24 protein-coding genes and 6 pseudogenes are annotated in these 25,469 nt (G+C 38.7%); 21 read left to right on the plus strand and 9 right to left on the minus strand.

Going from position 1 to position 25,469, the window contains the following annotated elements; all coding sequences use genetic code 11:
• Positions 1-34: 34 nt before the first annotated feature.
• The 4 genes from OQE68_RS21770 (at position 35) to OQE68_RS21785 (ending at position 6,068) form a co-directional block, all read left to right on the plus strand.
• A complete protein-coding gene (locus OQE68_RS21770; protein ID WP_180569653.1) occupies positions 35-2,152 on the plus strand; it encodes a bi-domain-containing oxidoreductase in 2,118 nt (705 codons plus the stop codon).
• A gap of 19 nt (positions 2,153-2,171) precedes the next feature.
• The gene (locus OQE68_RS21775) at positions 2,172-3,839 is read left to right on the plus strand and encodes a heparinase II/III family protein (protein WP_180569654.1); all 1,668 of its coding nucleotides are present in this window, start codon (positions 2,172-2,174) and stop codon (positions 3,837-3,839) included.
• A gap of 79 nt (positions 3,840-3,918) precedes the next feature.
• Complete coding sequence (locus tag OQE68_RS21780; protein ID WP_180569655.1) at positions 3,919-5,109, plus strand: glycosyltransferase family 4 protein; 1,191 nt, start codon at positions 3,919-3,921, stop codon at positions 5,107-5,109.
• A complete protein-coding gene (locus OQE68_RS21785) occupies positions 5,106-6,068 on the plus strand; it encodes a UDP-glucose 4-epimerase family protein (protein WP_180569656.1) in 963 nt (320 codons plus the stop codon). Before OQE68_RS21780 ends, OQE68_RS21785 begins: the two co-directional genes overlap by 4 nt.
• Before the next feature lie 41 nt (positions 6,069-6,109).
• On the opposite strand, the gene OQE68_RS21790 is transcribed toward OQE68_RS21785, so the two are convergent.
• Positions 6,110-6,661, minus strand: coding sequence for a sugar transferase (locus OQE68_RS21790; RefSeq protein WP_180569657.1), 552 nt, complete (start codon positions 6,659-6,661; stop codon positions 6,110-6,112).
• A gap of 1,151 nt (positions 6,662-7,812) precedes the next feature.
• Here OQE68_RS21790 and OQE68_RS21795 point away from each other — a divergent pair.
• Positions 7,813-8,850 (plus strand): hypothetical protein, encoded by a 1,038-nt coding sequence (locus OQE68_RS21795; RefSeq protein ID WP_180569658.1) that lies wholly within the window; start codon positions 7,813-7,815, stop codon positions 8,848-8,850.
• A gap of 578 nt (positions 8,851-9,428) precedes the next feature.
• On the opposite strand, the gene OQE68_RS21800 is transcribed toward OQE68_RS21795, so the two are convergent.
• A complete protein-coding gene (locus OQE68_RS21800; RefSeq protein ID WP_266195793.1) occupies positions 9,429-9,857 on the minus strand; it encodes an IS1595 family transposase in 429 nt (142 codons plus the stop codon).
• Between the two features lie 43 nt (positions 9,858-9,900).
• Between OQE68_RS21800 and OQE68_RS21805 the strand changes: the two genes are divergently transcribed.
• The 7 genes and pseudogenes from OQE68_RS21805 to OQE68_RS21830 all read left to right on the plus strand — a co-directional run bounded on the left by OQE68_RS21805 (position 9,901) and on the right by OQE68_RS21830 (position 13,615).
• Complete coding sequence (locus tag OQE68_RS21805) at positions 9,901-10,203, plus strand: transposase (protein WP_180571726.1); 303 nt, start codon at positions 9,901-9,903, stop codon at positions 10,201-10,203.
• A pseudogene (locus OQE68_RS21810) lies at positions 10,149-10,856 on the plus strand (IS3 family transposase); the annotation flags it as partial. The gene OQE68_RS21805 and the pseudogene OQE68_RS21810, both read left to right, overlap by 55 nt.
• A gap of 395 nt (positions 10,857-11,251) precedes the next feature.
• Positions 11,252-11,419, plus strand: a complete 168-nt coding sequence (locus tag OQE68_RS21815) for a hypothetical protein (RefSeq protein WP_180571725.1) — start codon at positions 11,252-11,254, stop codon at positions 11,417-11,419.
• Positions 11,403-12,644, plus strand: coding sequence for a group II intron reverse transcriptase/maturase (gene ltrA / locus OQE68_RS21820; RefSeq protein WP_219340258.1), 1,242 nt, complete (start codon positions 11,403-11,405; stop codon positions 12,642-12,644). Before OQE68_RS21815 ends, ltrA begins: the two co-directional genes overlap by 17 nt.
• Positions 12,645-12,713: 69 nt before the next feature.
• Positions 12,714-12,899, plus strand: a complete 186-nt coding sequence (locus tag OQE68_RS30960; RefSeq protein WP_180571724.1) for an IS3 family transposase — start codon at positions 12,714-12,716, stop codon at positions 12,897-12,899.
• Between the two features lie 26 nt (positions 12,900-12,925).
• Positions 12,926-13,111: an IS66 family transposase gene (locus OQE68_RS21825; protein ID WP_180571723.1), complete on the plus strand. Its 186-nt coding sequence runs from the start codon at positions 12,926-12,928 to the stop codon at positions 13,109-13,111.
• Between the two features lie 21 nt (positions 13,112-13,132).
• Positions 13,133-13,615 carry a hypothetical protein gene (locus OQE68_RS21830; protein ID WP_180571722.1) on the plus strand — a complete coding sequence of 161 codons (483 nt, stop codon included), beginning with the start codon at positions 13,133-13,135 and terminating at the stop codon, positions 13,613-13,615.
• Positions 13,616-13,828: 213 nt separating this feature from the next.
• On the opposite strand, the gene OQE68_RS21835 is transcribed toward OQE68_RS21830, so the two are convergent.
• The gene (locus tag OQE68_RS21835; protein ID WP_180572215.1) at positions 13,829-14,131 is read right to left on the minus strand and encodes a DUF3144 domain-containing protein; all 303 of its coding nucleotides are present in this window, start codon (positions 14,129-14,131) and stop codon (positions 13,829-13,831) included.
• 200 nt (positions 14,132-14,331) lie between these two features.
• Here OQE68_RS21835 and tnpC point away from each other — a divergent pair, with 200 nt between their 5' ends.
• Positions 14,332-15,996 carry an IS66 family transposase gene (gene tnpC, locus OQE68_RS21840; protein WP_266195626.1) on the plus strand — a complete coding sequence of 555 codons (1,665 nt, stop codon included), beginning with the start codon at positions 14,332-14,334 and terminating at the stop codon, positions 15,994-15,996.
• Between the two features lie 23 nt (positions 15,997-16,019).
• Here the strand turns inward: tnpC and tnpB are convergent, their stop codons facing one another.
• Both tnpB and OQE68_RS21850 read right to left on the minus strand, forming a co-directional pair.
• Positions 16,020-16,373 (minus strand): IS66 family insertion sequence element accessory protein TnpB, encoded by a 354-nt coding sequence (gene tnpB, locus OQE68_RS21845; RefSeq protein WP_180571489.1) that lies wholly within the window; start codon positions 16,371-16,373, stop codon positions 16,020-16,022.
• A 4-nt stretch (positions 16,374-16,377) separates the two neighbouring features.
• Positions 16,378-16,809, minus strand: a complete 432-nt coding sequence (locus OQE68_RS21850; RefSeq protein ID WP_180571490.1) for a hypothetical protein — start codon at positions 16,807-16,809, stop codon at positions 16,378-16,380.
• Here OQE68_RS21850 and OQE68_RS21855 point away from each other — a divergent pair.
• Positions 16,776-17,858 (plus strand): IS3 family transposase, encoded by a 1,083-nt coding sequence (locus OQE68_RS21855; protein ID WP_266195794.1) that lies wholly within the window; start codon positions 16,776-16,778, stop codon positions 17,856-17,858. The genes OQE68_RS21850 and OQE68_RS21855 overlap by 34 nt on opposite strands.
• Positions 17,859-18,060: 202 nt before the next feature.
• Positions 18,061-18,447: pseudogene (locus OQE68_RS21860) on the plus strand (IS66 family transposase); the annotation flags it as partial.
• Positions 18,448-18,509: 62 nt separating this feature from the next.
• On the opposite strand, the pseudogene OQE68_RS30965 reads toward OQE68_RS21860, so the two are convergent.
• A pseudogene (locus OQE68_RS30965) lies at positions 18,510-18,617 on the minus strand (transposase); the annotation flags it as partial.
• A gap of 527 nt (positions 18,618-19,144) precedes the next feature.
• Between OQE68_RS30965 and OQE68_RS30970 the strand changes: the two are divergent.
• From OQE68_RS30970 to OQE68_RS21875, 4 genes and pseudogenes are all read left to right on the plus strand, one after another.
• Positions 19,145-20,176: pseudogene (locus OQE68_RS30970) on the plus strand (acyltransferase family protein).
• A 232-nt stretch (positions 20,177-20,408) separates the two neighbouring features.
• The gene (locus tag OQE68_RS21865; RefSeq protein WP_180571686.1) at positions 20,409-20,909 is read left to right on the plus strand and encodes a hypothetical protein; all 501 of its coding nucleotides are present in this window, start codon (positions 20,409-20,411) and stop codon (positions 20,907-20,909) included.
• Positions 20,910-21,165: 256 nt separating this feature from the next.
• Positions 21,166-21,594 (plus strand): IS200/IS605 family transposase, encoded by a 429-nt coding sequence (tnpA, locus tag OQE68_RS21870; protein WP_180572236.1) that lies wholly within the window; start codon positions 21,166-21,168, stop codon positions 21,592-21,594.
• Between the two features lie 275 nt (positions 21,595-21,869).
• Positions 21,870-22,106, plus strand: a complete 237-nt coding sequence (locus tag OQE68_RS21875; protein ID WP_353618612.1) for a transposase — start codon at positions 21,870-21,872, stop codon at positions 22,104-22,106.
• Here the strand turns inward: OQE68_RS21875 and OQE68_RS21880 are convergent.
• Positions 22,079-22,759: pseudogene (locus OQE68_RS21880) on the minus strand (IS3 family transposase); the annotation flags it as partial. The gene OQE68_RS21875 and the pseudogene OQE68_RS21880 sit on opposite strands and share 28 nt — an antisense overlap.
• Positions 22,760-22,795: 36 nt before the next feature.
• Here OQE68_RS21880 and OQE68_RS21885 point away from each other — a divergent pair.
• A complete protein-coding gene (locus OQE68_RS21885; protein WP_266195400.1) occupies positions 22,796-23,689 on the plus strand; it encodes an IS982 family transposase in 894 nt (297 codons plus the stop codon).
• A gap of 17 nt (positions 23,690-23,706) precedes the next feature.
• Here OQE68_RS21885 and OQE68_RS21890 read toward each other — a convergent pair.
• Positions 23,707-24,254: pseudogene (locus OQE68_RS21890) on the minus strand (transposase); the annotation flags it as partial.
• 12 nt (positions 24,255-24,266) lie between these two features.
• On the opposite strand from OQE68_RS21890, the gene OQE68_RS30975 reads away from it, so the two are divergent.
• A complete protein-coding gene (locus tag OQE68_RS30975; protein WP_353618526.1) occupies positions 24,267-24,500 on the plus strand; it encodes a DUF6399 domain-containing protein in 234 nt (77 codons plus the stop codon).
• A gap of 217 nt (positions 24,501-24,717) precedes the next feature.
• On the opposite strand, the gene OQE68_RS21895 is transcribed toward OQE68_RS30975, so the two are convergent.
• Entirely contained in the window at positions 24,718-25,269 is a 552-nt protein-coding gene (locus tag OQE68_RS21895) for a sugar transferase (RefSeq protein WP_180567597.1), read from the minus strand.
• Positions 25,270-25,469 lie beyond the last annotated feature (200 nt).

Here is a 25,469-nt window from a genome sequence, read left to right on the forward strand (position 1 = left end):
TGATTTTTATATTTATACTTTAGTTGATAATTTTATGAAACAAATTCTTCAGAATATGTCTAGTGGGGAAACTCAACTTGTTGATGTACCTTGCCCTCAAGTAACAAATAATCAGTTGTTAGTATCAACTAAAAAATCGCTGATTTCTGTAGGTACAGAGCGAATGTTGATTGATTTCGGTAAGGCTAACTGGATTGAAAAAGCACGCTCTCAGCCTGACAAAGTAAAAATGGTATTGGACAAAGTCAAAACAGATGGTGTGGGTTCAACTATTGAAGCTATTCGCTCTAAATTAGATCAACCTTTGCCTCTTGGTTATTGTAATGTTGGGACTGTCATTGATCCAGGTGGTACAGACTTTGAAATTGGTCAGCGAGTTGTGTCAAATGGTCATCATGCAGAAGTTGTACGTGTTTATAAAAATCTTTGTGTCAGAGTGCCTGATGAAGTGGATGATGAGAGTGCAGCTTTCACTGTGTTAGGTGCAATAGCTTTACAAGGGACTCGTCTGATACAGCCAACACTTGGTGAAGTAGTAGTTGTAACGGGACTTGGATTGATAGGGCTTATAACGGTTCAAATATTGCGAGCTAGTGGATGCCGTGTATTGGGTATTGATTTTGACAGTTACAAGTGTGAATTGGCCAAACAATTTGGTGCTGAAGTGGTTAATTTATCTAACGGGGAAGATCCTATTGCGAAAGCCAGTGCTTTTTCAAGAGGTCGTGGTGTTGATGCTGTCATTATTACTGCGAGTACAAAGAGTAATGAGCCTGTCAGTCAAGCTGCAAAAATGTGTCGGAAACGTGGTCGCATTGTATTAGTTGGTGTTGTTGGTCTTGAATTATCTCGAGCTGATTTTTATCAAAAAGAAATTTCCTTTCAAGTTTCCTGTAGCTATGGACCTGGACGCTATGACTTAGAGTATGAAGAGAAAGGCCATGATTATCCGGTAGGGTTCGTTCGCTGGACAGAACAACGTAATTTTGAAGCTGTTTTGGATTTAATGGCATCCTCTCAATTAAATGTTAAACCACTGATAAGTCATCGGTTTACACTTGAAGATGTATTTTCTGCTTATACAGCATTGGAAGATAAATATGCTCTGGGCATATTATTGGAGTACTCAGATCAAAGTATAAAATCTAATCATTTACATAGTATTAGTTTAGAAAATAACTTTAGTTATCAGAAAGAAGAAGTTGTTTGTGCATTTTTTGGGGCTGGTAATTATGCTTCCAGAGTACTGATACCTGCTTTTGTAAACTCAGGTGTTAAACTTGATACTATAGTAACAAGTGGTGGAATAACGGCAGTGCACCATGGAAAAAAAAATAATTTTGCTACCGCAGCTACTGATATAAAAGTGGCACTGAATAATGAAAAAATAAATACTATCGTCATAGCTACTCGCCATAATTTACATGCGCAGCAAGTAATAGAGTCGTTACTGGCAGGTAAAAATGTCTTTGTAGAAAAGCCTTTGGCTCTGACTGAAGAAGAGCTTTCTAAAATAGAGAAAGTATATAAAAATCAAGTTGGGAAACTACGTTTAATGGTTGGCTTTAATCGACGGTTTGCGCCACAAGTAATTAAGATGAAGGAATTATTGAGTAGAGCTAATCAGCCTAAATGTTTAATTATGACTATGAATGCAGGTGCTATTGATAGTAATCATTGGACACAAGATCCTACCATAGGAGGAGGGCGTATTATTGGAGAGGCTTGTCACTATATTGACTTAATGCGATTTTTAGTTGGTTGTAGAATTGTTGACTTTAAGGCAATGAAGATGGGGGCTGCGCCAGGTATTAAAGTGAGAAATGATAAGTCTTCCATTACTTTAAGTTTTGAAGATGGCTCATTAGGCACTATTCATTACTTTGCTAATGGAGGCAAAGCCTTTCCTAAAGAAAGAATAGAGGTATTTTGTAATAATGCTGCTCTACAGCTAAATAATTTCCGCCAGCTAACGGGCTTTGATTGGAAAGGGTTTAAAAAGACAAAACTGCTGACTCAAGATAAGGGGCAAAAAGCATGTATCAAAGCTTTTACTGATGCTATCCATTCAGGCAGTGATTCACCAATAAGCTTTGAAGAAATTATGGATGTTTCTCGTATAGCTGTAAAAGTAGCTGAAGTGCTATCATAGTATAAACAATTTTTTTCTTATGACAGTCTCATATTATTTCTATACTTTACGTTATCTTAAGATAAAGCAGTTAGTTGATCGTTTTTATCGAAAGGTACGTAGAATCAACCAGCAGTTGTCCACTATTCCTGCTATACGACAGTCAACTGGTAAATGGTTAAAGCTTAACCTTGCTCAACCGAGTATGCTCTCTAGTAGAGAGTTCATATTCTTGAACAAAAGAGGAAAGCTCTTAGATGTTAATAGTTGGAATGATACAGCTTTTGAAAAATTATGGCTCTATAACTTACATTATTTTGAAGATTTAGTTGCAATTGAATCAGAAGTACGTAAAGAATGGCACTTAGATCTTATTAGTAGCTGGATTAATGATAATCCAGTAACTTATGGCAATGGATGGGAGCCTTATCCCACCTCTTTGAGAGTTGTTAACTGGATTAAATGGTTTTTTAATGGGCAAATGCCAGAACCTGGTTGGCTACATAGTTTAGCTTTACAAGCTAAAGTGTTAAGTCAAAGCTTAGAATATCATTTACTTGGTAACCATTTATTTGCTAATAGTAAAGCGTTGATTTTTGCAGGCATTTTTTTTGAGGGTGATGAGCCTGAAAGCTGGTTAAAGAAAGGGTTAGAAATATTAGATACTGAGATAAAAGAACAAGTGCTGGCTGATGGAGGTAATTTTGAGTTATCTCCTATGTATCATAATATCATGCTTTATGATTTGTTAGACTTAATTAATATTTCTCAGCATTATATTTATTCAGAGTTTAAACAAAGAGAGGATAGTTGGCGACTAACCGCTGAAAAAATGCTTGTATGGATGAACATGATGCTTCATCAAGACGGAGATATAGCATTTTTTAACGACTCAGTAAAAGCCATTGCTCCTTCGCCTGATAAGTTAAAAGACTATGCACTAAAATTGAATATAAAAGAAGGGACTACAAAGAGGACTAACCAAAACTTATCTGAATCTATACAATTCTGTCGCTTAGCTGACTCTGGTTATCTAAGACTAGAAAGTAAGGACGCTGTTGCAATTTTAGATTGTGCCAAAATTGGGCCTGATTATCAGCCTGGTCATGCTCATGCAGATACATTAAGCTTTGAATTAAGCCTTTTTGGGCAGCGTACAGTAGTAAATTCTGGTATTTCACAGTATGGAGAAACTATTGAGCGGCTTCGTCAGCGGTCTACAGCTGCACATAGCACTGTTGAAATTGATGGTGAAAACTCTTCTGAAGTTTGGGCGGGATTTAGAGTAGCAAGAAGGGCAAGGCCTTGTGACTTAGTGATAAAAGAGAAGAGAGAAATTATTACAGTTAGCTGTATACATGATGGGTATAGACGTTTACCTGGTAGGCCAATTCATAAAAGAGAGTGGATTTTTACACCTGAAAGCTTAGCAATTGTAGATAATATTTCAGGACAGTTTACAAAAGCAATTGCCTATTACTATTTACATCCAAATGTAAAAGCATCAATATTAAATGTGGATAGTCATGTATATAAAATATTACTAAAATTAGAAAATTTCAAAGAGGCACTTATTAAAATTACTGGATCAAAAAGTATTAATATAGTGAATTCTTACTGGTATCCTGAATTTTCTGTATCAATTCCTAACCAATGTATTCAAATAGAATTTAATGATTGTGAAATTAAAACAAAAATAAATTGGTGATATATAATTAATGTATAGTTAGATGGATTTAACTATATCAGTTGAACTGGCTGTATAATGAAACAATGCGAGGGAACGCTTGAAAATTCTGATTTTGACCTTTTATTATCCTCCCGACTTATCGGCAGGATCATTCCGTGCGTCTGCACTCGTCAAGAGCTTGCAGAATGAACTACCGAAAGATACAAAAATCGATGTACTAACGACCTTACCTAATCGTTATCAGTCATATGTTAGCAAAGCAGTAGAGTATGAGAAGTTCAAAACATTATTTATTAGGCGAATTAAATTGCCAAGCCACAATAGTGGTATGATAGATCAGTCGAAGGCGTTTTATTCTTTTGCTAAAGAGGTTATTAAGTATATAAACTCAGAAAATTATGATTTAGTTTGTGCTACCTCTTCAAGGCTAATGACTGCTGCATTAGGGGCTTGGGTAGCCAGGAAGCATCAAGCAAAGCTTTATCTGGACATTCGTGATATTTTTGTAGATACGATAAAAGATGTGCTTCCTTTTTGGTTTGCTATGTTGGTTAAGCCTTTTTTTTCTCAGGCTGAGTCAAGAACAATAAAGCAAGCGGATAAAGTTAATTTAGTCTCGCCGGGGTTTAAAAACTACTTTGAAACTCGTTATCCTTTTCCAAAATATACCTTCTTTACTAATGGTATTGATGAAGCTTTTTTAAGTAGCTACCACACAAGCAAATATGTTAACAAAAAAAAGGAAGAATTGACGGTTCTTTATGCAGGAAATATTGGAGAAGGGCAGGGACTACATGAAATTGTACCACAATTAGCAAATTGCTTGCAGGGGCGAGTGCGTTTCAAAATTATAGGTGATGGTGGGAGAAAAGCAGTTTTACAATCCCAGCTGGTAGAGCATTCTGCAACCAATGTAGAGCTGCTGCCACCCATGGAACGTGAGAAACTAAAAGAAGCATATGAGAGTGCAGATGTTCTTTTTCTCCATCTCAATGATTATGATGCATTTAAGAAGGTACTTCCATCTAAAGTATTTGAGTATGCAGCGTTAGGAAAACCGATTTGGGCTGGGGTGGCAGGTTATTCAGCCAACTTTATTCGCACTGAAATATCCAATGCAGAGGTATTTCCTCCTTGCAATCGTACAGAAGCAGTCAAAGCATTTGACAGACTTAAACTAGCGAACCAACCAAGAACTAACTTCGTTTTGAAGTATTCCCGGCCGCATATTATGCAGTCAATGGCACGGGATATTATTTCATTGTTGCCAGAGGTAAAGCTACAATGAAAATTCTAGTGACTGGTGCAAATGGTTTTATTGGACAAGCGGTTGTTTCACAGCTAGCAAAGTATGAAAAAATTGAATTGTTAGCAGCTGTTAGGCATTCTATACCATCTATTATAACTGAGAATATTGAAGTTCATATTAAGAGTTTGGAGCCTACAACTATTTGGAAAAAAACTCTTCAGAAGGTTGATGTGATTATTCACACGGCAGCCAGAGTACACATATTGAATAGGCATGAACCAAACCCTCTTGAAAAATTTCGTTATGTCAATGTTGCAGGTACACTAAACTTAGCTCGTCAGGCTGTGGAAGTTGGAGTCAAACGCTTTGTTTTTATCAGCTCAATTAAGGTTAACGGTGAAAATACTAGGCCAGGAGTAGCTTTTACTGCTGATGATAAGCCTACCCCACTTGACCCCTATGGGGTTTCAAAACTAGAAGCTGAAGAAGGACTAATGAAAATTGCGCAAGACACAGGTTTAGAGGTAGTCATTGTTCGACCTCCACTTGTTTATGGTCCAGGTGTTAAAGCCAATTTTCTTAATATGATGCGCTGGGTATATAAAGGGGTGCCCTTACCCTTTGGTGCTATATACAACCAGCGCAGTTTAGTTGCTTTGGATAACTTAGTGGATATGATTGATACCTGTAAAGATCATCCGGCAGCTGCGAATCAAGTTTTTCTAGTTTCAGATGGCAAAGACTTATCAACATCAGAGCTTTTAAGATGTATATCGGAGGCATTTCACATGAAGCCCAATCTGATAGGACTACCTAACTGGTTTTTAAAAGCAGGTGCCACTGCTATTGGAAAACAAAACATTTATCAGAGATTATGTGGCTCATTACATGTAGATATAGACAAAACAAAAAAAATACTCAATTGGACTCCATCTTTCAGGATGGAAGAGTCACTCAAAAAAACAGCTAAATATTTTTTAGAAAATTACAGTAGCTAAAATGGCATACGTAAAGTTACTACCCAACTTCGTAGGTTCCACTAGTTTTGTATCTTATCACCCTGGCCACTGCCTGAAACTGTTTTAACGATTAGAATGAAATATAAACAGAGATTAAGGTGTTTGAGCATTAAAGCATCAATTTTAGCCAGTTTTTTTGGTGTAGACATATCTATGTTATTAACCTGTGCCAGGCCTGTGATTCCTGGCCTGTAGTTATACACTCCTCGTTTATCCCTTTCCTCAATAAGCACTTGCTGATTTGGCAAGCAAGGTCTAGCTCCTACCAAACTCATTTGTCCCAGTAAAACATTAATTAATTGGGGCAGTTCATCTAGCTTCGTTTTCCTTAAGAAAGTTCCAAACCGAGTAACTGCACTTGCATTAACCAAATGTGTTCCTACAGAAGCAGTTTGAGGATACATTGTTCGAAATTTAATCAGTGTGAATGTGCAGCTATTTTTACCTATACGACGCTGTACAAATATTGGCTTGCCAGTATCAAAATAACCAATAATGGTTACTACAAGTAGTACTGGCCAAAGCAATAGTAAGCCAATCAATGCTGCAAGAAAGTCAGTTGCTCTAATCATAAAGAGTGTTTAGTTATTGAAAAAGCATAAGCTATAAGTTGATTCTAGTTGGGCTGTAGTTTACTTGATTGATGCGAGCAATGCGAGATTGATCTTCCCCACATAAAAGGAAACAATACACATGCCATATCAAAGCTTACTAATGAGTCGGAAATAGTGGATACTCTCCAAAATTATGCCATGCTTATAGTATGAAAAATGATGCTAGAAAACTAGCAACAGAAGAAAAAAATGTTACTCAGACAGCTAGCAGTATAAAAAGTATTTGATGGTGAGTCACTCGTCAATGTTAGTGATATCTATGGATTGGGTAAAAATAGTATTTTCAAATTTAATATTTGCGATAAGAGCAGGAATCGAAGCCTTAGCTCCAAAGCCTTACTCAGGTCGAATATTGAATATGAAACAGAAGAAGTCAAACGCTGGAACATTTTTCACATAGAATAGGCCTTATACCTCAAAGATCAGTGCGAAGGACTTATGAAAGGGATGATGTTGAAATCACAAAGTGGAAATAAGAAACTGAGTCATAGGCCAAAGCATAAAGCAGGTAGTAGAAGTATTTTAGTTGAACAAAGCCTTTTGTTCAGATGATCACTTTATAAGGACATGACATGAGAGACGAAGGATTAACATCTGCTATCAGAACTATCAGTCGGAAAAAAGTAATTTGGTTTATTTATGTATTCTCAAGCTCAGTTGGTTTTTGGTACAGTTTGTATATCACAGGAATTAGGAGAAACACTTTTGTAATGAATATTTACTGGGTAATAATTAATTGTGCGGAATAAAATATTAATTAATATGTTCACTATGTGAATTACTTTGCCAATGTATAGCTTTTCAGATAAGTAACTTGGAAAGATTCTACTTAAAGTACTGGTTTTATAGAACAAATTATACTAAAAAATCTGACTCTCTCAATAAACAAATAATGCGGTATTTAATTTAGCTTAGAAAAGAGGAGCTGAATTTATAATTAGATTCAATATTTGGATGAAATATAGCTTTTTAGGTAAGTTGAAGAAAAACTTATTAAAGGGTGAGTTTGTTTTGTAATGGCTATAAAAATTACATAATCATATAAAATAGTTTGATATAATGAGTTTGGGCGTTAAATTTATAATAAATAACATAAGGAATAGTTTGTGATGCCTATATGTCTGATAAAAGTTAATAAAAATATTGCTATGTTGTTTTTTTATATACTTTTTTATAGTGTTGTATCATTAGCTAATGATATTGAACGTTATCATTATATCCCCAAAGCGCTTTCTATAGAAAGAGTCCATATTAATAATGCGGATAGCCCCCCTAAACTAAATGAAATTCCTCATTTAGTATTTAATAATCTTGTTTCTGAAAATGAAGAGCTTAAATTATTACCTAACAACATTTGGAATGGTAACCAGTGGACTCATTTTGATGAATTTATAAGTAATGATGTTTTCCAGAAGGCACTAGCAAAAAAAGGATTTTTACCTAACTTTGGAAATTCAATTGTTCAGATTTCAGGTGAATCATCAGGTTTACATCTAAATACATTTGGTACAGATTTGGCGACTCAATATACAGCAGCTTCCATTCAATATTATGTTGGATGGGAAAAAGGAAAAAAAGTATGGTTTCCAAATGAAAAGTTATGCATAAGTGGAGAGTTAAAAATATCAACTAATTATACTGAAGGGCAGGCGGTAAATCAAGTCATGTATACACTACATTTTGTTAGTGTACAGAAAAAAATGTTTTTTTTAAATGTAATGCTATTTGATTCAAGAAGCATATATGAAATAAATGATAAAGTACACTGGGATACACAAGATACAAACACAGCTATTATCATTTCACATGCTCAATCGCAATATAGTAATAATCCAAATATAAAATATACATCAAGTGTAGATAGATATGGAGATGCATTAATTTCTTTCTATAACAAAGATATTCCAAAGATAAAAGGTGATTATGGTTTTTGTATCAATCAATCTCAGTTTAAGCTAGCAATTAATGATATTAATAAGTCATTTAACTTAAACTATTCTGCACGTCTTCAAGACTGGAAGCTAGATGTTGCTATTATTGGGGTAGAAATAAATACTAAGCCAAATCTAAATCTACCTAGGGGAAATGGGCATATTGGAATCAGTATTGGTTCTATGTGGGCATATAATAAAAGTGATATATTGTAAGTACTAAAGCTTCACCATTTTAATTTAACAACCAGCTTAAGCGTTATGCTAATTAAACTGTTTTTGTGGGTTTTTCTGAAAATGCCTAAACTTTTTCTGGTTTTTGTTCAATCGCTTCTGAAAATAGGAGGCAAATATCAGAAAAAGCAAATGAATTACGGGGGCAACAGCGCAATCGAGATAAGAGATAAAACTGTTCACCGAGCCTTTTGTGAGAGTGTAACTTATTTTGTGGTGCGACATGAAGTTGCCTTAACGATATGTAATATCATGTCAATTGCCTGGTCAATCCGCGTTTGAAAATTTTCTTGAATGTTAACCGGTAGAAATGAGGAGTTATGGTCAAATCTGGTGTATGAGAAGCTTGCCAGTGTTTTGTTGATTTTACTTTAGTGCCATTCTTAAAAATGACACCTTCAATAACACCAGCTAAAAGCTTAAAACCTCTTAATCGATGCCAGCACTGTTGCAAACACAGACTCTATTGGGTTTGTTGTCCGAATATGTCGCTAGTGTTCAGCAGGAAAATCATAAAAAGCCAATAATTGTGTTTGGCTCTATATGGATTTCTAGGGGGGTTATACCAATAACTCCACTAGGTCGTTAAGCAAACTTTTCCCTCGACGTCTTACGTTATATACGAACTCAAATAATTCTAAATAATAAGGCAGTTTTTCCTGAGATATTCCACGATGAGGCCTTAGCCATGATCGTAATAGAGACCAGCAACCTTCAATTGTATTAACGTGTACCTCATGAAAGCCATCACCATCTTCATCTCGAGCGTACTCACCTTTTCCATGACAAACGGTTTTATGCTGGTAGCCCCAACTGTTCAGCCGTGAATAGATATTATACTCATCAGTGTGCATGAGCGTATCTGGACTAACAAACTGCTTAATTATGGGCTCTATGGTTTTTTGTTTGACATTCTCTAACATCCGTATGATCACTTGCCCACCTTGTTGAACAAGTCCAAAGTGTTGTGGCTTAATAAATTTGTACACCTAACTGTGTGGTATCATCCCAGCATTGATAGAGGTACAAACATTGAAAAAGCCGAATTATTCAACAGAGTTTAAAGTTGACTCAGCTAACCTGGTCATTAACCAAGGTTACAGTGCCAAAGACGCCGCAGAAGCAGTGGGTGTCAGTGAATCAGCCATGCGCAAATGGGTGAATAAACTCCAACAAGAAAAGCAGGGCATTACACCAAAAGGAAAAGCACTGACGGCTGAACAGCAACATATTCAGGCTTTAGAAGCAAAGATTAAACGCTTGGAGCGAGAAAAAGATATATTAAAAAAGGCTACCGCTCTCTTAATGTCGGACTCCATCAAGCCGTCAGTATGATTGGTTCTTTAAGAGAGCATTATAAAGTTACGGAGCTTTGTGATGTTTTTAATATACCTCGTAGTACCTATAACTATAGGGTTAAACAGTTAAATGCAGTGGACCCTGAAAGAGAGCGTTTAAAAGAAAAAGTCATAAAAATATACGATGATAGTCGTGGAGCTGCAGGTGCTAGAACCATCTCAGGCACCCTCGCCCAACAAGGTGAATGTGTAGGCCGGTTTAAGGCAGGCCGTTTAATGAAAGAACTGGGGCTAGAGAGCAAACAGACTAAAAAGCATCGCTATAAACAAGCGACTAAGCCATCAGCCGTTGCTGATAATGAGTTAAATCGTGAGTTTAGTGTTAATGCACCCAATCAGGTCTGGTGTGGCGATGTCACCTACGTTTGGTCTGGCACCCAGTGGTTATATTTAGCCATCGTGATTGACCTCTTTGCTCGTCGTATAGTCGGATGGGCTTGCTCTCGTCATCCTGACTCTAACCTCACTATTCAAGCACTCAGAATGGCTTATGAATCCAGAGGCAGACCCAATGGGGTATTATTTCATTCCGACCAAGGTTGTCACTATACAAGCCAGGCGTTCCGTGACCAGCTATCGACATACGGCATCAAGCAGAGTATGAGTCGTCGAGGCAATTGCTGGGATAATGGTGTGCCACGAGCACAATTTGTTGCATAGCAACTGTTGTGTGTGCTGCATAAGAGATGAGGGTAGGCCCCTCGAAGTCTGGCTACAGGGCTCGGCTTCAAACCACCACGAGCTGCTATGGTCAAAAGCCATGGTGGTGAGCGTCGCTGGAAAAGGCACTGAACGTGTCAGGTATGAATCAAGAAGATGAACGCAAGTGAACAGCTGATGACATGTCGAAAAGCAATTCAACTAACGTCAAAACCGGGTAGAGTTATTGACCCGGGACAAGCTCAGACGACACCTGTTTACGGGCTGAGTGGCGTTCGGTGTAGAGGCTGCATGAGCTTGATTCAGGCTCTTATGTGGAACGTGGGAACCTGCTGGTTTAATGCGAAGGGAAGAGGAATTATTCAATGAATAATTCTGCAAGTACCAATGTGAGTCAGAGGGGCGGAGCAACTCGTAGTAGTGCTGAAGCCACTGTAATGGTGGTGGAGCGAAGGAGTTGCGTTATTCAGCCAATATTGTTTATCAACCAATATAAATTGGGAGGAGTAATTAATATTGGCAAAGTCATTTAACATTACCAAACATGAGGTGTGGAATGCTTATTTAGCTGTGAAAGCCAATAAAGGTTCAGCAGGTATTGATAAGCAAACAATAGCCGATTTTGATGTAAATCTTAAAAACAATCTTTATAAAATATGGAATAGAATGTCATCAGGCAGTTATTTTCCTCCACCTGTACGACGGGTTGAAATACCAAAATCCAATGGAAAAGTAAGGCCATTAGGTATTCCAACTATCTCGGATCGAATTGCACAAATGGTCGTTAAAAATCGACTGGAGCCCACGGTGGAGCCATTCTTTCATCGCGACTCATACGGCTATCGTCCGGGAAAGTCAGCCTTGGATGCAATAGCACAGGCACGTCAACGTTGCTGGAGAAATAACTGGGTTTTAGACATGGACATTAAAGGTTTCTTTGATGCACTTGATCATAAGCTTGTTATAAAAGCGGTATCCAGATTTACACAATGTAGGTGGATATTGTTGTATATTGAGCGTTGGTTAAAAGCCGATGTAATAATGCTTAATGGGGACTGTGTACAACGGGAAAGGGGAACACCACAAGGTGGTGTTATCAGCCCCTTGATAGCCAATATCTATCTTCATTTAACGTTTGATAACTGGATGCAGCGGTGGTTTCCCTGCATAGAGTTTGAACGTTATGCGGATGATATTGTTGTGCACTGTCGTAGCCAACAACAGTTATTATTTATCGAGCAGAAAATTAGGGCGAGATTTACCCAGTGCAAGCTAGAGCTCTGTGAAGAGAAAACCAAGATTGTTTACTGTAAGGATTCAAACCGTAAAGGTGATTTTCCAGTACAAAGTTTTGACTTTTTGGGATACACCTTTAGGCCAAGGAGTGCACGGGACAGGCAAGGTAAATTCTTTGTGAGTTTTTCACCGGCAGTTAGCCGGAAAGCGCTTAAATCAATGAGGCTCAAGATAAAAGAGCATCCCATTATTAAAAGCTGTTTTAGCCTCACAATTGAAGATCTTGCTAATGCTATTAATCCCATGATTCAAGGATGGATAAATTACTACGGTAGATTTAGGAAATCATCATTGTCAGCGATTTATGACTACATCAATGGAAAACTCCTTAAATGGGTGATGCGAAAGTGTAAACGTCTTAAGCGACGTAAAACGCGGGCAGGAAACTGGCTGCGAGCGTTGTATGCTAATAAGCCTTGGTTATTTGCCCATTGGCGAGTTTGGCGTTGGGTGGCTGAATAACAAGAGCCGTATGAGTCGAGAGGCTCACGTACGGATCTGTGAGCAACTGAGGGGGGAGGTTCCCTTCGGTTGACTCGACCCCCAACGGAACGATTTTTTAGAAGTTATAAAGTTGAGTGGATGCCTTCTACTTTTTACAAAAATTACCAAGAGTCTGAAAAAGATATTATGCAGTACATTAAGTATTACAACCACTGCTGGGTTCATAGTTACAATGGTTATTTAACACCTGCAGCTAAAGAGTTACTGGTTTAACAGTACATGAGGTTGTACAAATTTACTTGACCACAACAAGCCAACCCAAAGGGAAAACGGGTAAAGCGGATCAAGCTCTTGCTTATATTCAAAAACTCTACGCGATTGAACGACAATTAAAGGGAAAGAAGGCTGATGAACGTTTGCATATTCGACAAACACAAGCCAAACCCATTATCCCTCTCTGTCAGGCTAGTTGTCGTTTTTATTAACTAAGATGACGACAATTACTGATGGCTAAATATACCAAGCAGCAAAAAGAAAATATCCTAAAGCTATTGTTCCCACCCGAAAATAAATCAGTCCCAGTAGTACATAAATTAACTGGCATTCCTCAGTCAACCCTGCATACTTGGAAAGCCAAGGTAAGAAGTCAACAGGTTAACATGCCGAAAGAAATACCAATTCAAAGCTGGTCATCAGAACAAAAGCTCAATGTGATCATTGAGACAGCTGCCTTATCTCAACCAGAGCTAGCAGCCTATTGCCGAAAAAAAGGACTGTATGTTGAACAAGTTGACCAGTGGAAACGGGAATTTATTCAGCCAGAGCAACCCTCTCAGAAGCTAAAGAAAAGCTTGCAAGTGGAAAAGCAGCGGTGTCAACAACTTGAAAAAGAGCTGAAACGAAAAGAAAAAGCGCTGGCAGAAGCCGCCGCGCTGTTAGTCCTTCAAAAAAAAGCTCAGTCAATCTGGGGACAGGACGAGGAAGCTTAACGCCGTATGCGGATAGGCAACAAACGGTTCAGTTAATTAGGGAAGCCACAACCGCAGGGGCTCGACAATTTAAGGCCTGTGAAGTATTGTGTTCCCTCGGCAACCATGCAATAGTAGAAATATTTTAAGCATCGATGCAGGGTTTCCAAGGGAATATGGTCTACTTTAGGCTTCAACTGAGCAGACTAAGGCAATTATTCAAGTAAGCTCCTCCTAATATTGACTTCTTTGTTTTTCAATGTTGTTACTGTAGTTTTTAATATATTCATCAATGTTTTCAACAAGCATTTTTTCATATTGCTCTTTAAAATATTTTACTGCTTCTGGTTTTTCCGCTTTTAATTCTTCAATGTTCCTGACTGACGAGGCTACAATAAAAGCATTAAATCTAGCTGCAGCGAAAAGTAGAGATAAGCTTACACTTTCATTTGCTGTACTGTCACATTGAGTGTTAGCAAGACTAATTATTTCGTCTGCTCGCTTGAAGAATTCATGATCTTTAGTGTAGTTGCTCATATAATTTGCTCACTAGCTTTTAATAAACATCAGTATGATGTACCCGTTGCGGCCTTATTTTGACTGAAACCTCTACCCCTTTAAAGCTCACGACTATAACAGTAAATAACTTACACATTATACGATTAATATCGTCTATTCAATCACCTATCCGCTCTAGTACGCTGCTCACATCTAGTTGACAGCCGTTTATCGTTGTAATGAAATCACCCAAAATTGAGACACTAACCGTCGAAGGCTTTGAACAATTACGCCTGGCCATTGAGCAGTCAAATTTAACAGAGGCACACAAGATTTTAGTTATCGGTGTATTGGAGCTGTGTTTATGGCTTCAGGAACAACTGACATTCTCCAAAATCAGTATTAACAACCTTAAAAAAGCATTTGGTATCCAGTCAGAGAAACGTTCTCGCAGTAAAAAGCCACCCACTGAATCTGATGAGCCATCTATTGAAAGTAACGTCAGTCAGGATAATGATACCAATAAGGCTGACAACAGCCAGCCTAAGTCAAGTGCCAATACGACAGATAAACCTAAATGCCCTGGTCATGGTCGATTACCTGCCAGTGCTTATACCGCCGCTGAAACCGTTGAACTGAGTCATCCTGACTATACAGCAGGTGATCCTTGTCCTACTCAATGTGGCGGTAGGCTCTATCAAATCAAGAAGCCTGGTGTCTTTGTCCGAATTGAGGGTGGGCAACTATTCAATGCCATTCGCTATGAGCGACAACGGTTACGTTGTGGGTTATGCGGTGAGCTCTATACAACACCGTTGCCTGCTGGTATCAATATCACTGAGAAATATGATGAGCGAGCCAAGGCGATGGTTGCTGTTTTAAAATACCAAATAGGCCTTCCCCTGTATAGACTTGCTCAGTGGCAACAACAGACGGGAGCTCCTATCCCTGATACGACTCAATGGGGGTTGTGTGTTGATGTTCACCAAGTCGCGACTTATGTTTTTAATGCCTGCATCATTTTAGGGGCACAAAGCCCTTTATTCTTTCAGGATGATACGACAGTCAAAGTGCAATCAGTAATGACGGGTAAGGAGGTGAATCCTGATAAGCCAGATAAAAAAGGCACATTTACTACCGGTCTGGTAGCGGATCATCAAGGTCATCCTATCTATTTATTTTTCTCCGGCCTCAAAAATGCGGGGCAAAACCTAACCGATGTATTAAATAAGCGGGAGGAGGATTTACCTATCCCGTTTCAAGCTTGCGATGCCTTATCTCAGAATAATGTTGATAAAGCCTTAGAAACCATTGTCTGTCACTGTATTGTACACGGTCGCAGAAAATTTGTTGAGCTTGAAGCCGATTATCCTGATCAGGCTACACTCGTCTTGGATACGGTTGGGCAAGTTTATGCTAACGAAGCTCACTGCAAAAAGCATACACTATCCCCTGAAGACCGACTGGCTTTCCATCAGGAAAGAAGCAAGCCATTGATGGAAGAAATGAAGCAGTGGATGGAGCAGCAATTGGCGGTAGAAGAGCCTAAAACGCCCTTAGCGAAAAGCTACCGCTACTGGCTTAAACGCTGGGACACATTGACTCGGTTTTTAACCCACGTCGGTGCACCGTTGGATACCAATACAGTTGAGCGTGCTTTGAAGCTGGCTATCCGTATTCGGAAAAGCAGCTTATTCCACAAAACCCTCAATGGTGCCAAAGTGGGTAGTGAATTAATGAGTGTTATCCATACTGCTTTAAAGAATGGTATTAACCCCATTGATTATTTAACGGCATTACAGCAACACCAAGCGCAAGTAAAACAAGACCCATTTGCTTGGTTGCCCTGGAATTACCAACAAACATTACAAGCACTGGTAGAGGAAACTCCACTCGCCGCATAATATTCACACTCATTTAAAAACCATTAAGCGGCAACTGATTTCCAATCTTCCATAATGGCAGCGCGTCTCGGGTCGCCTTGATATAAGAGGATTTGTAGCTCTTTAGCACTGATTTTATAAGTAGTGTCACCAGCCTTTGGCCACCATTTTAATTTGCCCTGGGAGAAGCGTTTCATGCAAAGCCAAAACCCTTGACCATCGTAGACTAATAATTTAACCGCTTCTTTACGTCGATTGGTAAAGACAAAAATGGTCCCCGAATCGGCTTCTTCACTCAATTGCAATTTACAAAGAGCTATAAGACTGTTGATTCCTTTTCGGAAGTCTACCGGTTTTACTGCCAATAGCAGCCGATGCTGAGGCGTTAGTTGCAGCATAATATTAAGCAATAAACCGTGTAATTAATGCATCAACGGCTTGTGATGATATTGCACTCACCTTTAGTACAGTGCCATCAGGCCGCGTTAGCTCAACGGATAAAGTCTCTGGCAAACATGACTCTGTTGCAGATGATTTTGCTGTTTCACCACTAAAATCGACTTTAATAAACTCATTGGCTGGTGGAACTGCTCTTTCAGTTGACTTAGCTTTACCATTTAATCTTTGCTCTTGCACCCTTAATTGAGCATGGCTGATCCGTAAAGTGGATAATATTTTTGATATTTTATAGTACTCCTGAAGTGCAATAACATCACGCCAATATGCCTTTGGAAATGGTTGACGTTTACCTGGTCGCTGTCGCCAGGCCTCAAACTTGGCTTGCACTGCCTCAAGAGTTAATGGAGATTCGGTGGGGGTTGCTGCTTCGGTCATTATTATCCTCAACAAGGCTGATAACTGTTGAGGTTAGGCTATCAGGGAAGGTTTGTACGAGTCACGCATGCTTACCAAGGGGACACGAAGTATTAGGGTTAACCCCGCGCACTTATCAACGATGGCAGCAAGGCGGTGAGCTACAACCGGATGGCCGCACTACTACACGGCGTCCGTTGCCGCCTAATAAACTTCCTCCCCATGTTCATCAACAGATGCGAGAAACGCTGAGTTCACCGGAGTTTGCTGACCTCCCACCTTCTCAGATTGTGCCTAAATTAGCGGATCAAGGCGAGTATATTGCCAGTGAAGCCAGCTTTTATCGGCTCATGCGGGCAGAAGGGTTATCAACCCATCGAGGGAAGACCCAACCTCGTCAACCCAAACCGAAAACCACCCACACGGCGACAGCTCCTAATCAACTTTGGTGCTGGGATATCACTTGGTTGCCAGGTCCTGCCACCGGTCTCTTTTTTTACCTGTATTTGATCCTTGATGTCTTCAGCCGCAAGGTAGTCGGCTGGGAGGTGCACGATTGTGAGCGTAGTAGCCTAGCAGCAGACTTAATACAAAAAGCCTTCTGGCGGGAAAGTCTCCATAAAACTCACCAACAGCCGTTGATATTACATTCAGATAATGGGAGTCCAATGAAGGGGTGCGCTTTGCAAGTCAAACTCACTGAACTTGGCATTGAGCCTTCTTATAGTCGACCGCGAGTCAGCAATGACAATGCTTATGCTGAGTCCATATTTAAGACCACTAAATACCGACCTGATTTCCCTCGCCAAGGATTTACCTCAATAGAAAGCGCTCAACAGTGGGTTGAGCAATTTGTTCATTGGTATAACCATGAGCACCAGCATAGTGGATTAAAGTTTGTGACACCGGTACAACGCCATACTGGGGAAGCCTTGGTTATTTTAAGCCGGCGGAAACAAGTTTATGAGCAAGCTAAAGCAGCTTTCCCTAACCGATGGAGTGGGAATATACGAAACTGGGAGTTGGCAGATGAAGTCCACTTAAATCCTGAGCGAACTCAAACTCGTTAATATCCATTTAAAGCTGTACAACGCCACGCTTTAATTGAAGCTGCTGAGGATGGATGGCTTGCATCGCAAGGCGTCCACCGGAAGGAGCAATGGGGGTTGTCCGTGTTATTAATAAGCAACGCTAAATTGATTATTAATATTTATGCCGCACTTTTTGAGATAGCCCGATGAAGATAACACGACAACTACATTGACAAACACCGTTATCGATAAACTAAAAAATTGGCTCAATAAAACTCAGCAACAAACACCACCTAAAACGGCACTAGGTAAAGCCGTTCACTATTTACATAATCAATGGGATCGACTCGTCGGCTATCTCGATGATGGTGCTTATCCTATTGATAATAATCCCGCCGAAAATGCGCTACGCCCTTTTGTAATAGGGCGAAAAAACTGGTTGTTCGCCAATAGTCAACTAGGTGCAAAAGCCAGTGCAAATTTATATAGCTTAATTGAAACGACTAAAGCCAATGATCTTGACCCTTTCTCTTATTTGCAATATGTGTTTACCCAGTTACCTAATGCACAATCACTAACTGATATTGAAAAACTACTTCCTTGGCAACTCACCCAAGAAGATAAATAAATCACTTCAATTTATTTTTAGGTAGCTATCAGCTGCATAGTTTTTTTACAATAGTTGGTTTGCTAACAAACACCTGTAGTTGATTTGGCACTTACTTTGCTTTCAACCTGCTGGAACTGGCAATGGGGGCAGCTGACGCCATTGGGCCAGCGAGTCTGATGAATGAATTGATATCACTGTTTGTCGTTTACCAGCTGCTTAATATTGATCATTTTTTGTATATTATTTAATGACAACTTTCCAGTGAGGTCAAATAATGCCTCTTTTGTGGTATTGTGTTCTACCCCCTAGGAATCCATATAGAGCCAAATTGTTTATAAAGCAAACAATTTCTACTGGCTAGGGTAATGATGTACTGGAAAAGCTATAGTCTTTTATTCAGTTTCTAATTTATCCTTCATGTTCAAATAGAGCACTCTGATCATTTTGAAGCCATCACAGGCTTCTTCAACTAGCATAACAGCTAACCCTCCCCAACAGTATAATTTTTGGGCTTTCCTGGTATATAGACACACCTTAAGCAAAGAGAAGTTCCACTTTTAAGTAACTGAAGAACACGCCCATATTACTGTTTAATATATTGAAAAGATAGGTCTTTCATTTAATTTCAGTCAAAGTATAGACAGACTCAATGGTAATTTGAGAGTATTTGCGTTTTTGACTAAAGAGAAAACTTTACGTGTTTTATAATATTCAAATGCTAAGAGCATTCGCTGCGATAGTGGTCTTTTTACATCACGCACTACCACATTATACAACTATGAATGGAACTGCATCATTATTAATCTCTTTTGCAGAATATGGCTATATAGGTGTTGATATCTTCTTCGTCATCAGTGGTTTTGTTATTTGTCATACAACTATCCACAAAGAAAGAAATTATCATAACCTTTATAAATTTGTTAAGCATAGAATGTTAAGAATTTATTTAGGCTACTGGCCATTCTTTTTTATAGCTTTTTTGCTCAGCTACTATTCTGACCCGCAGAAACTCGAACGTATAGATTTGCTAGGCTCATTTTTCCTTACAAACAGCAATCTTTATGATCTGTTACTCCCAGTAACTTAGTCACTCACTTATGAACTTTTCTTTTATTTGATTTTTGCCTTTCTATTTATTTTCCAAACAAAAATAATAAAGATCTTATTACCTCTAATATTTATTTTGTTAGTTCTTCGCACTCTTTTTATACCAGTTGACAGCAATAGTCTATTATATTTCTTTTTATCTCACTTCCTGATTGAGTTTTTTTTAGGAACATTATTATATATTTTCTATCATAAACTGATGTACAAGTGGGTAATTTTTCTTAGCCTCATTATTGCTACTATCACATATAGCTACGGAATTCATATTGAAGCTCAAAATGGTCCTATAAGAGTGTTTACAATCGGTATTGGATCATTTGCTATCGTACTTACAGCATTAATATTAGAAAAACACAGAATATTTCAAGCAAAGAACTTATTTGTGGCAATTGGAAATTCTTCTTATACATTATACCTGAGTCACGTATTATTTTTACAGTTATTCTACCTAAGCGGCTTACGAACTTACCTATCCAGTCATGGTCAATTGCTTATTGAAATTGGTTTTTCAGTATTCGTAGTGACTTGTATATATATAAGTCATCTTTTCTATAAAAACATCGAATTACCTTTATACAAGTCAGCATGTAAATTAAAATTTAGTAATACTTGGAAATTCATCATGATCAAAAAGCAATAGCAACAAAATTAGTAATTACTTTCAACTGAAGTTTCACCATTCTAGTAACAAAAAAGCCTTTTCTGGGTATGTTAATTTATGCCAGGCTCTATATGGGTTCCTAGGGGGTTATACCAGCCCTTTCAAGGTGAATAAACAACCAGATTAATCATTAGTTAATCAGTCTGGTATTGCTAAGTAATTTTCCTTTAAAATACATCACTTGTTAGCTATTTCTTAAGGAGTGAGGAGAGTGAGTTTTAGTCCAATACTACAACGTTTCATGGAGAAAGCGCCTATTCCAGTTATGGTGCAAGCGTTGTTAGAAAGGGTCTTTAATCCTGAGAACTTAAATGCTTGCTTTGATCGCGCTATAGATAAGCAGTATACACGAGACCTTTTGTTTTCTTCTTTATTTGACTTAATGAGCCTTACCGTCACTAAAGTGTTCCCATCAATTAATTCGGCTTATCAGTCTAGTAAGGATAAGATAAGAGTGTCCATTACGTCCGTTTATAACAAGCTGAATGGATTGGAACCAGAAGTCGCTGCTGCTCTTGTTCATGATACCGCTATGGACTTTAAAAGTTTAGCAGAGGGCCTTAAAGGTGAAAACAAGCCTTGGTTACCCGGTTTTCAAGTTAAAATGCTTGATGGTAATTGTATTGAAGCGACTGAGCATCGATTAAAAGTATTACGAGTGCGCCTTTGCTGGGAAAATTACTGGTCATTTATACACCTGAGAATGATCTAGCTACTGATGTCATTCCTTGTGAAGATGGCCATGCACAGGAACGTTCACTACTACCATCGAGTACGTGAAAAGGTGAGTAAAAATGATGTATTCATCATGGACCGTAATTTTTGTGTATTAAGCCATCTCATGGGTATAGCTAATCAAGGTGCTTACTTTATTAGTCACCTGAAAGGTTAAAACCACCGGCTTTTAGCCGGTCAGCTTTAGCTATGATACTCTGAGTCTACTTATATAATGCTGTAGGGGTATTGCGATGGACTATAGATATGGTAGCCATACAGTTTTCAAAATTCAGTATCATTTTGTATTTGTAACGAAATATCGTTATCAAGTGCTAAAAGGTGATGTTGGTTTAAAGGCTCGAGAGTTAATACGACAGACATGCCATACTTTTGAAATTGATATATTAAAGGGTGTCATTAGTAAGGATCATGTACATCTGCTAGTTTCAGCGCCACCCAATATGGCTCCTAGCGAAATAATGCGAAGAGTAAAAGGTCGAACGTCGGCAAAACTGTTTGAAAGCTATCCTGATTTAAGGAAAAGATACTGGGGTCGACATTTTTGGGCTAGAGGTTATTTTTGTGTGACTTCAGGAGATGTAACAGAAGAAATGATAAAAGAATATTTAGAACATCACTTTGAGCCGAGGATTGATGATAATTTTAGGACTGAAGACTGATAAAAAAAACGGGTCTTCGACCCGTATCCGGACTTTCAGTCCATATTACTAACCCACCTACTTTAGTAGGTGGTTGTTTAGTTGTCGTCGTCACCAACAACTGCCTTATAAGGTTATAGGTAAGCCTATTATGGTAGGTGATACTGACACAGGCCAAGTGAGCAGTGGATAAAAGTTGAGGATAATCAGCTTAACAGCAAAAGGTGGCGTCTTATTACTATCCGCTTAAAGCAAGCAACTCGTGATGTGATAAAGAATTATCCCTCATCACCAACTTGCCAAAATCCGTTACCAAGGCTTCACAGATAGCTGAATTTTACCGGAAGCGCTGGTCTATAGAAACGATGTTTCAAAAGCTTGAGTCGTATCTTAATTCTGAAATCAATACCCTGGCTTATCCCAAAGCCGCCTTATTTTGCTTTTGTGTTGCTGTAATTGCTTATAATGTATTAGCGGTTGTTAAAGCCGCTTTACAGTGTTGTGGTCAAACTAAACCAGACACTTTTCTCTGATATTGTTCAAAGTTAACCGGAGACATATTTTTATTAGCTGTATGCAAGCGCTCCAGATTATAATACTTCATATAAGTTGTAACATCTTGCATTATATCCTGACGAGTCGGTTGCTCCGCTTTAAAAATCCAGTCGTGCTTTAAACTACCAAAAAATCGTTCCACTACTGCATTTGCATTATCCCAACAAGCCCCTACATCACCCATTGATGGCCGTATCAGGTGCTTTTTTAATAAACCACAACAAAATGGCTGACTTGTATACTGTGATCCTCTATCACTATGAAATACTAAACCGGCTTTCGGTTGTCGTAAATGAATGGCTTTAGTCATCGCTTTGCAAATTAAGTCTGTATTCATATGGCTAGCCATATGCCAGCCAACAATTCGTCGAGAAAATAAATCCATGACAATTGCCAAATATACCCAACCTTCAGCCGTCTTCAGATAAGTAATATCACCAGCCCAAACCTCATTAGAAGCCATTGGATTGAAGTTCTGATTTAACAGGTTATCAGCAACCTGGTCACCTTGCTTACGTTTTGTAGTTACCTTATAAGCTACCCTTTGCTTAACTTTTAAATGCAACTTTCTCATTAATGTAACGCGATGCTCGACTTTTAATAACTTGAAATGACAAACCCTAACCCCATCCTAAGTTTGCGAAAACAGGGATATCAAGGAAAGGGAATGTCACTGGAAGAGTTTATCATAACTACTTATTGTTGGGTCGATGATGTTTTAACTGATTTATTAAAACAACGGCGATTACGTCAGCGAGGAATTAAGCCCTCACTGTCGGATGCAGAAGTCATTACCATGGAGTTAATTGGTGAATTTCAAGGCCTTGATGCTGATACCGCTATCTGGAAATACTTCAAAGAGCATTGGAAAGCGTATTTTCCAGGCATAGGCTCAAGAAGCCAGTTTGCTAAACAAGCTGCTAATTTATGGGCGATAAAACAACAATTACAAAAGCAAGTAACAGCTGAGCTGGGTACTATTAATGATCCTATACATGTTGTCGATGGTTTTCCTTTGCCTGTTAGCCACTTTAAACGTGCAAGAAATTGCCGCCGCTTTAAAGAAGAGGCTGAGTATGGCTATTGTGCATCCAAGGGGGAAACCTATTATGGCTTTGAAGGGCACCTCATTATTGACTTTCATGGAGCCATAGCAGGATTTACATTAACCCCAGCAAGTGATGGCGAAAGGGAAGCTGTATGGGAGTTAACAGAAGGTATGCCGTCAGGCATGTTGTTAGGGGATAAAGGTTATTTGGGGGCTGAATTTAAAGCTGAATTGTTAGAGTTAAAATCGCTTCAGCTAGAAACCCCGGTTAGAGATAACATGATTGATCCTTTACCCAAGTCCTGGAGGAGCCAGCTTAATCGGTTACGACGACGAGTTGAGACAACCATTGGTCAGCTAGTAGAAAGGTTTAATATTCAGCGGACCAAAGGCAGAACCCTGTGGAGTTTGACTAATCGAATGACCCGCAAGCTGTTATCGCACAGCTTATGTGTATTATTTAATAGGAACCAAGGCAATGCCCCACTACAGTTATCTAAATTAATAGGCTGAAAAGTCGAGCATTGCGTTAATGTACGGACTCGATAGCGTCCGACTTGAAAGCCTTCTTCGCGTAGTTTCTTGGTTAACATGCGGCTTCCTAAGCTGTTTCTACTTGCCTTAAAGAGTGCTTTGGCTCGTTGACGAAGGACCCGTTCTTCAGCTGATATTGATTTGGCTGGGCGCTTACACCAGTCATAATAAGCTGACTAACTTACCTTCATCACACGGCACAGCAGGTTAACAGGGTAGTTGGTCGCGGCTTGTTTTTGAATAAAGTTAAATTTTACTTCATTTCTTTCGCGAAGAAGGCACTCGCCTTTTTTAAAATTTCCTTTTCCATTCTCAGAGTTTTCACTTCTTTTTGAAGGTGTTTCAGCTCTTCACGTTCACTTTCTGTTAAGGTGTTACCAGCCTGCTTTTGCTCATAATCATCCTTCCAGCGATACAGTATATTTGAGTTAATACCCAATGATTTTGCTGCTTCTGGCACTGAATAACCCTGCTCCAACACTAAGGCAACAGCCTCAGCTTTGAACTCTTTTGTGTACGACTTGTAACTGCGTTTCTGACTCATACTAACACCTTAATGCTTGATACTTATTATCTCTCATTAAAGTGTCCGGTTCCATTAGACCACTACAATTTGAAAAGGATGAGTAGTAGCAAACTAAAAGCACTAACTGTTGTGCACAATTATTTTATAAAACGAGCTGATGGAGCGACGGCCGCAGAAAGGTTCTTCGAAGAGAAGCCAATAGACTTATTTGAATACCTTATTGATCATTTAGATTATCCAGCTAAACGACGGAGGGCTGCATAGCGCGTGGTGGCCGAAACGATGATACCAATGCAGAGGTATTTCCTCCTTGTAATCCCATTGAAGCAGTAAAAGAGTTTGGTAGACTGAAACTAGGCCATCAATCAAGAACGAATTTTGTTTTAAAGTACGCTCGCTCAAATATTATGCAGTTAATGGCTATGGCTATGGCTACAGTTACCCTATTGCCTGAAAGAGTGTAGAATTGTATATTTCATCATCAGGATTTCAGTTTATCTCCTTGGCCACTGCCTGATACTGTTTTAACGATTAGGCCGAAGTATAAACAGAAGTTAAGCTGTTTTAGCATTAAAGCATCAACCTTAGCTAGTTTCTTAGGTGTCGGCATATCTATATTATTAACTTGTGCCAGACCTGTAATACCTGGCCTGTAGTTATAAACTCCTCGTTTAGCCCTTTCTTTTATAAGTACTTGCTGATTTGGTAAGCAAGGTCCAGCCCCCACCAAACTCATTTGTCCCAATAACACATTAATTAATTGGGGCAATTCATCTAGCTTAGTTTTTCGTAAAAAGCTTCCAAGTGGAGTAACTGCTCCTACATCAACTAAGTGCGTTCCAACAGAAGCTGTTCGAGGATGCATAGTTCGAAATTTAATCAGATAAAAAGGCTGACTACTTTTACCTATACGTTGTTGTATGAATATTGGCTTACCCGTATCAAAATAACCAACCAATGTTATAACGAGTAGTACTGGCCAAAGTAACAACAAACCAACTAAAACAGCAAAAAAATCAATTACTCTAAGCATACGTCAAAACTTACTTACCCATCACTAGCAAAAATCGTTTGGAATGAGTCAATTAGTGATGATTATACTTGATTGGCCTGGGTAATTCGAGGCTGTCTAAAAACTAATGGTCTTAAATGAAGCGAATAGACTGTTTTGGTTAAATATTGACCGCGGTCGTTTTTATCTTTTTCTTCTTCTTCGTAATTTTCCCTTCCTTT

Source organism: Spartinivicinus marinus (assembly GCF_026309355.1).
Lineage (GTDB): Bacteria > Pseudomonadota > Gammaproteobacteria > Pseudomonadales > Zooshikellaceae > Spartinivicinus > Spartinivicinus marinus.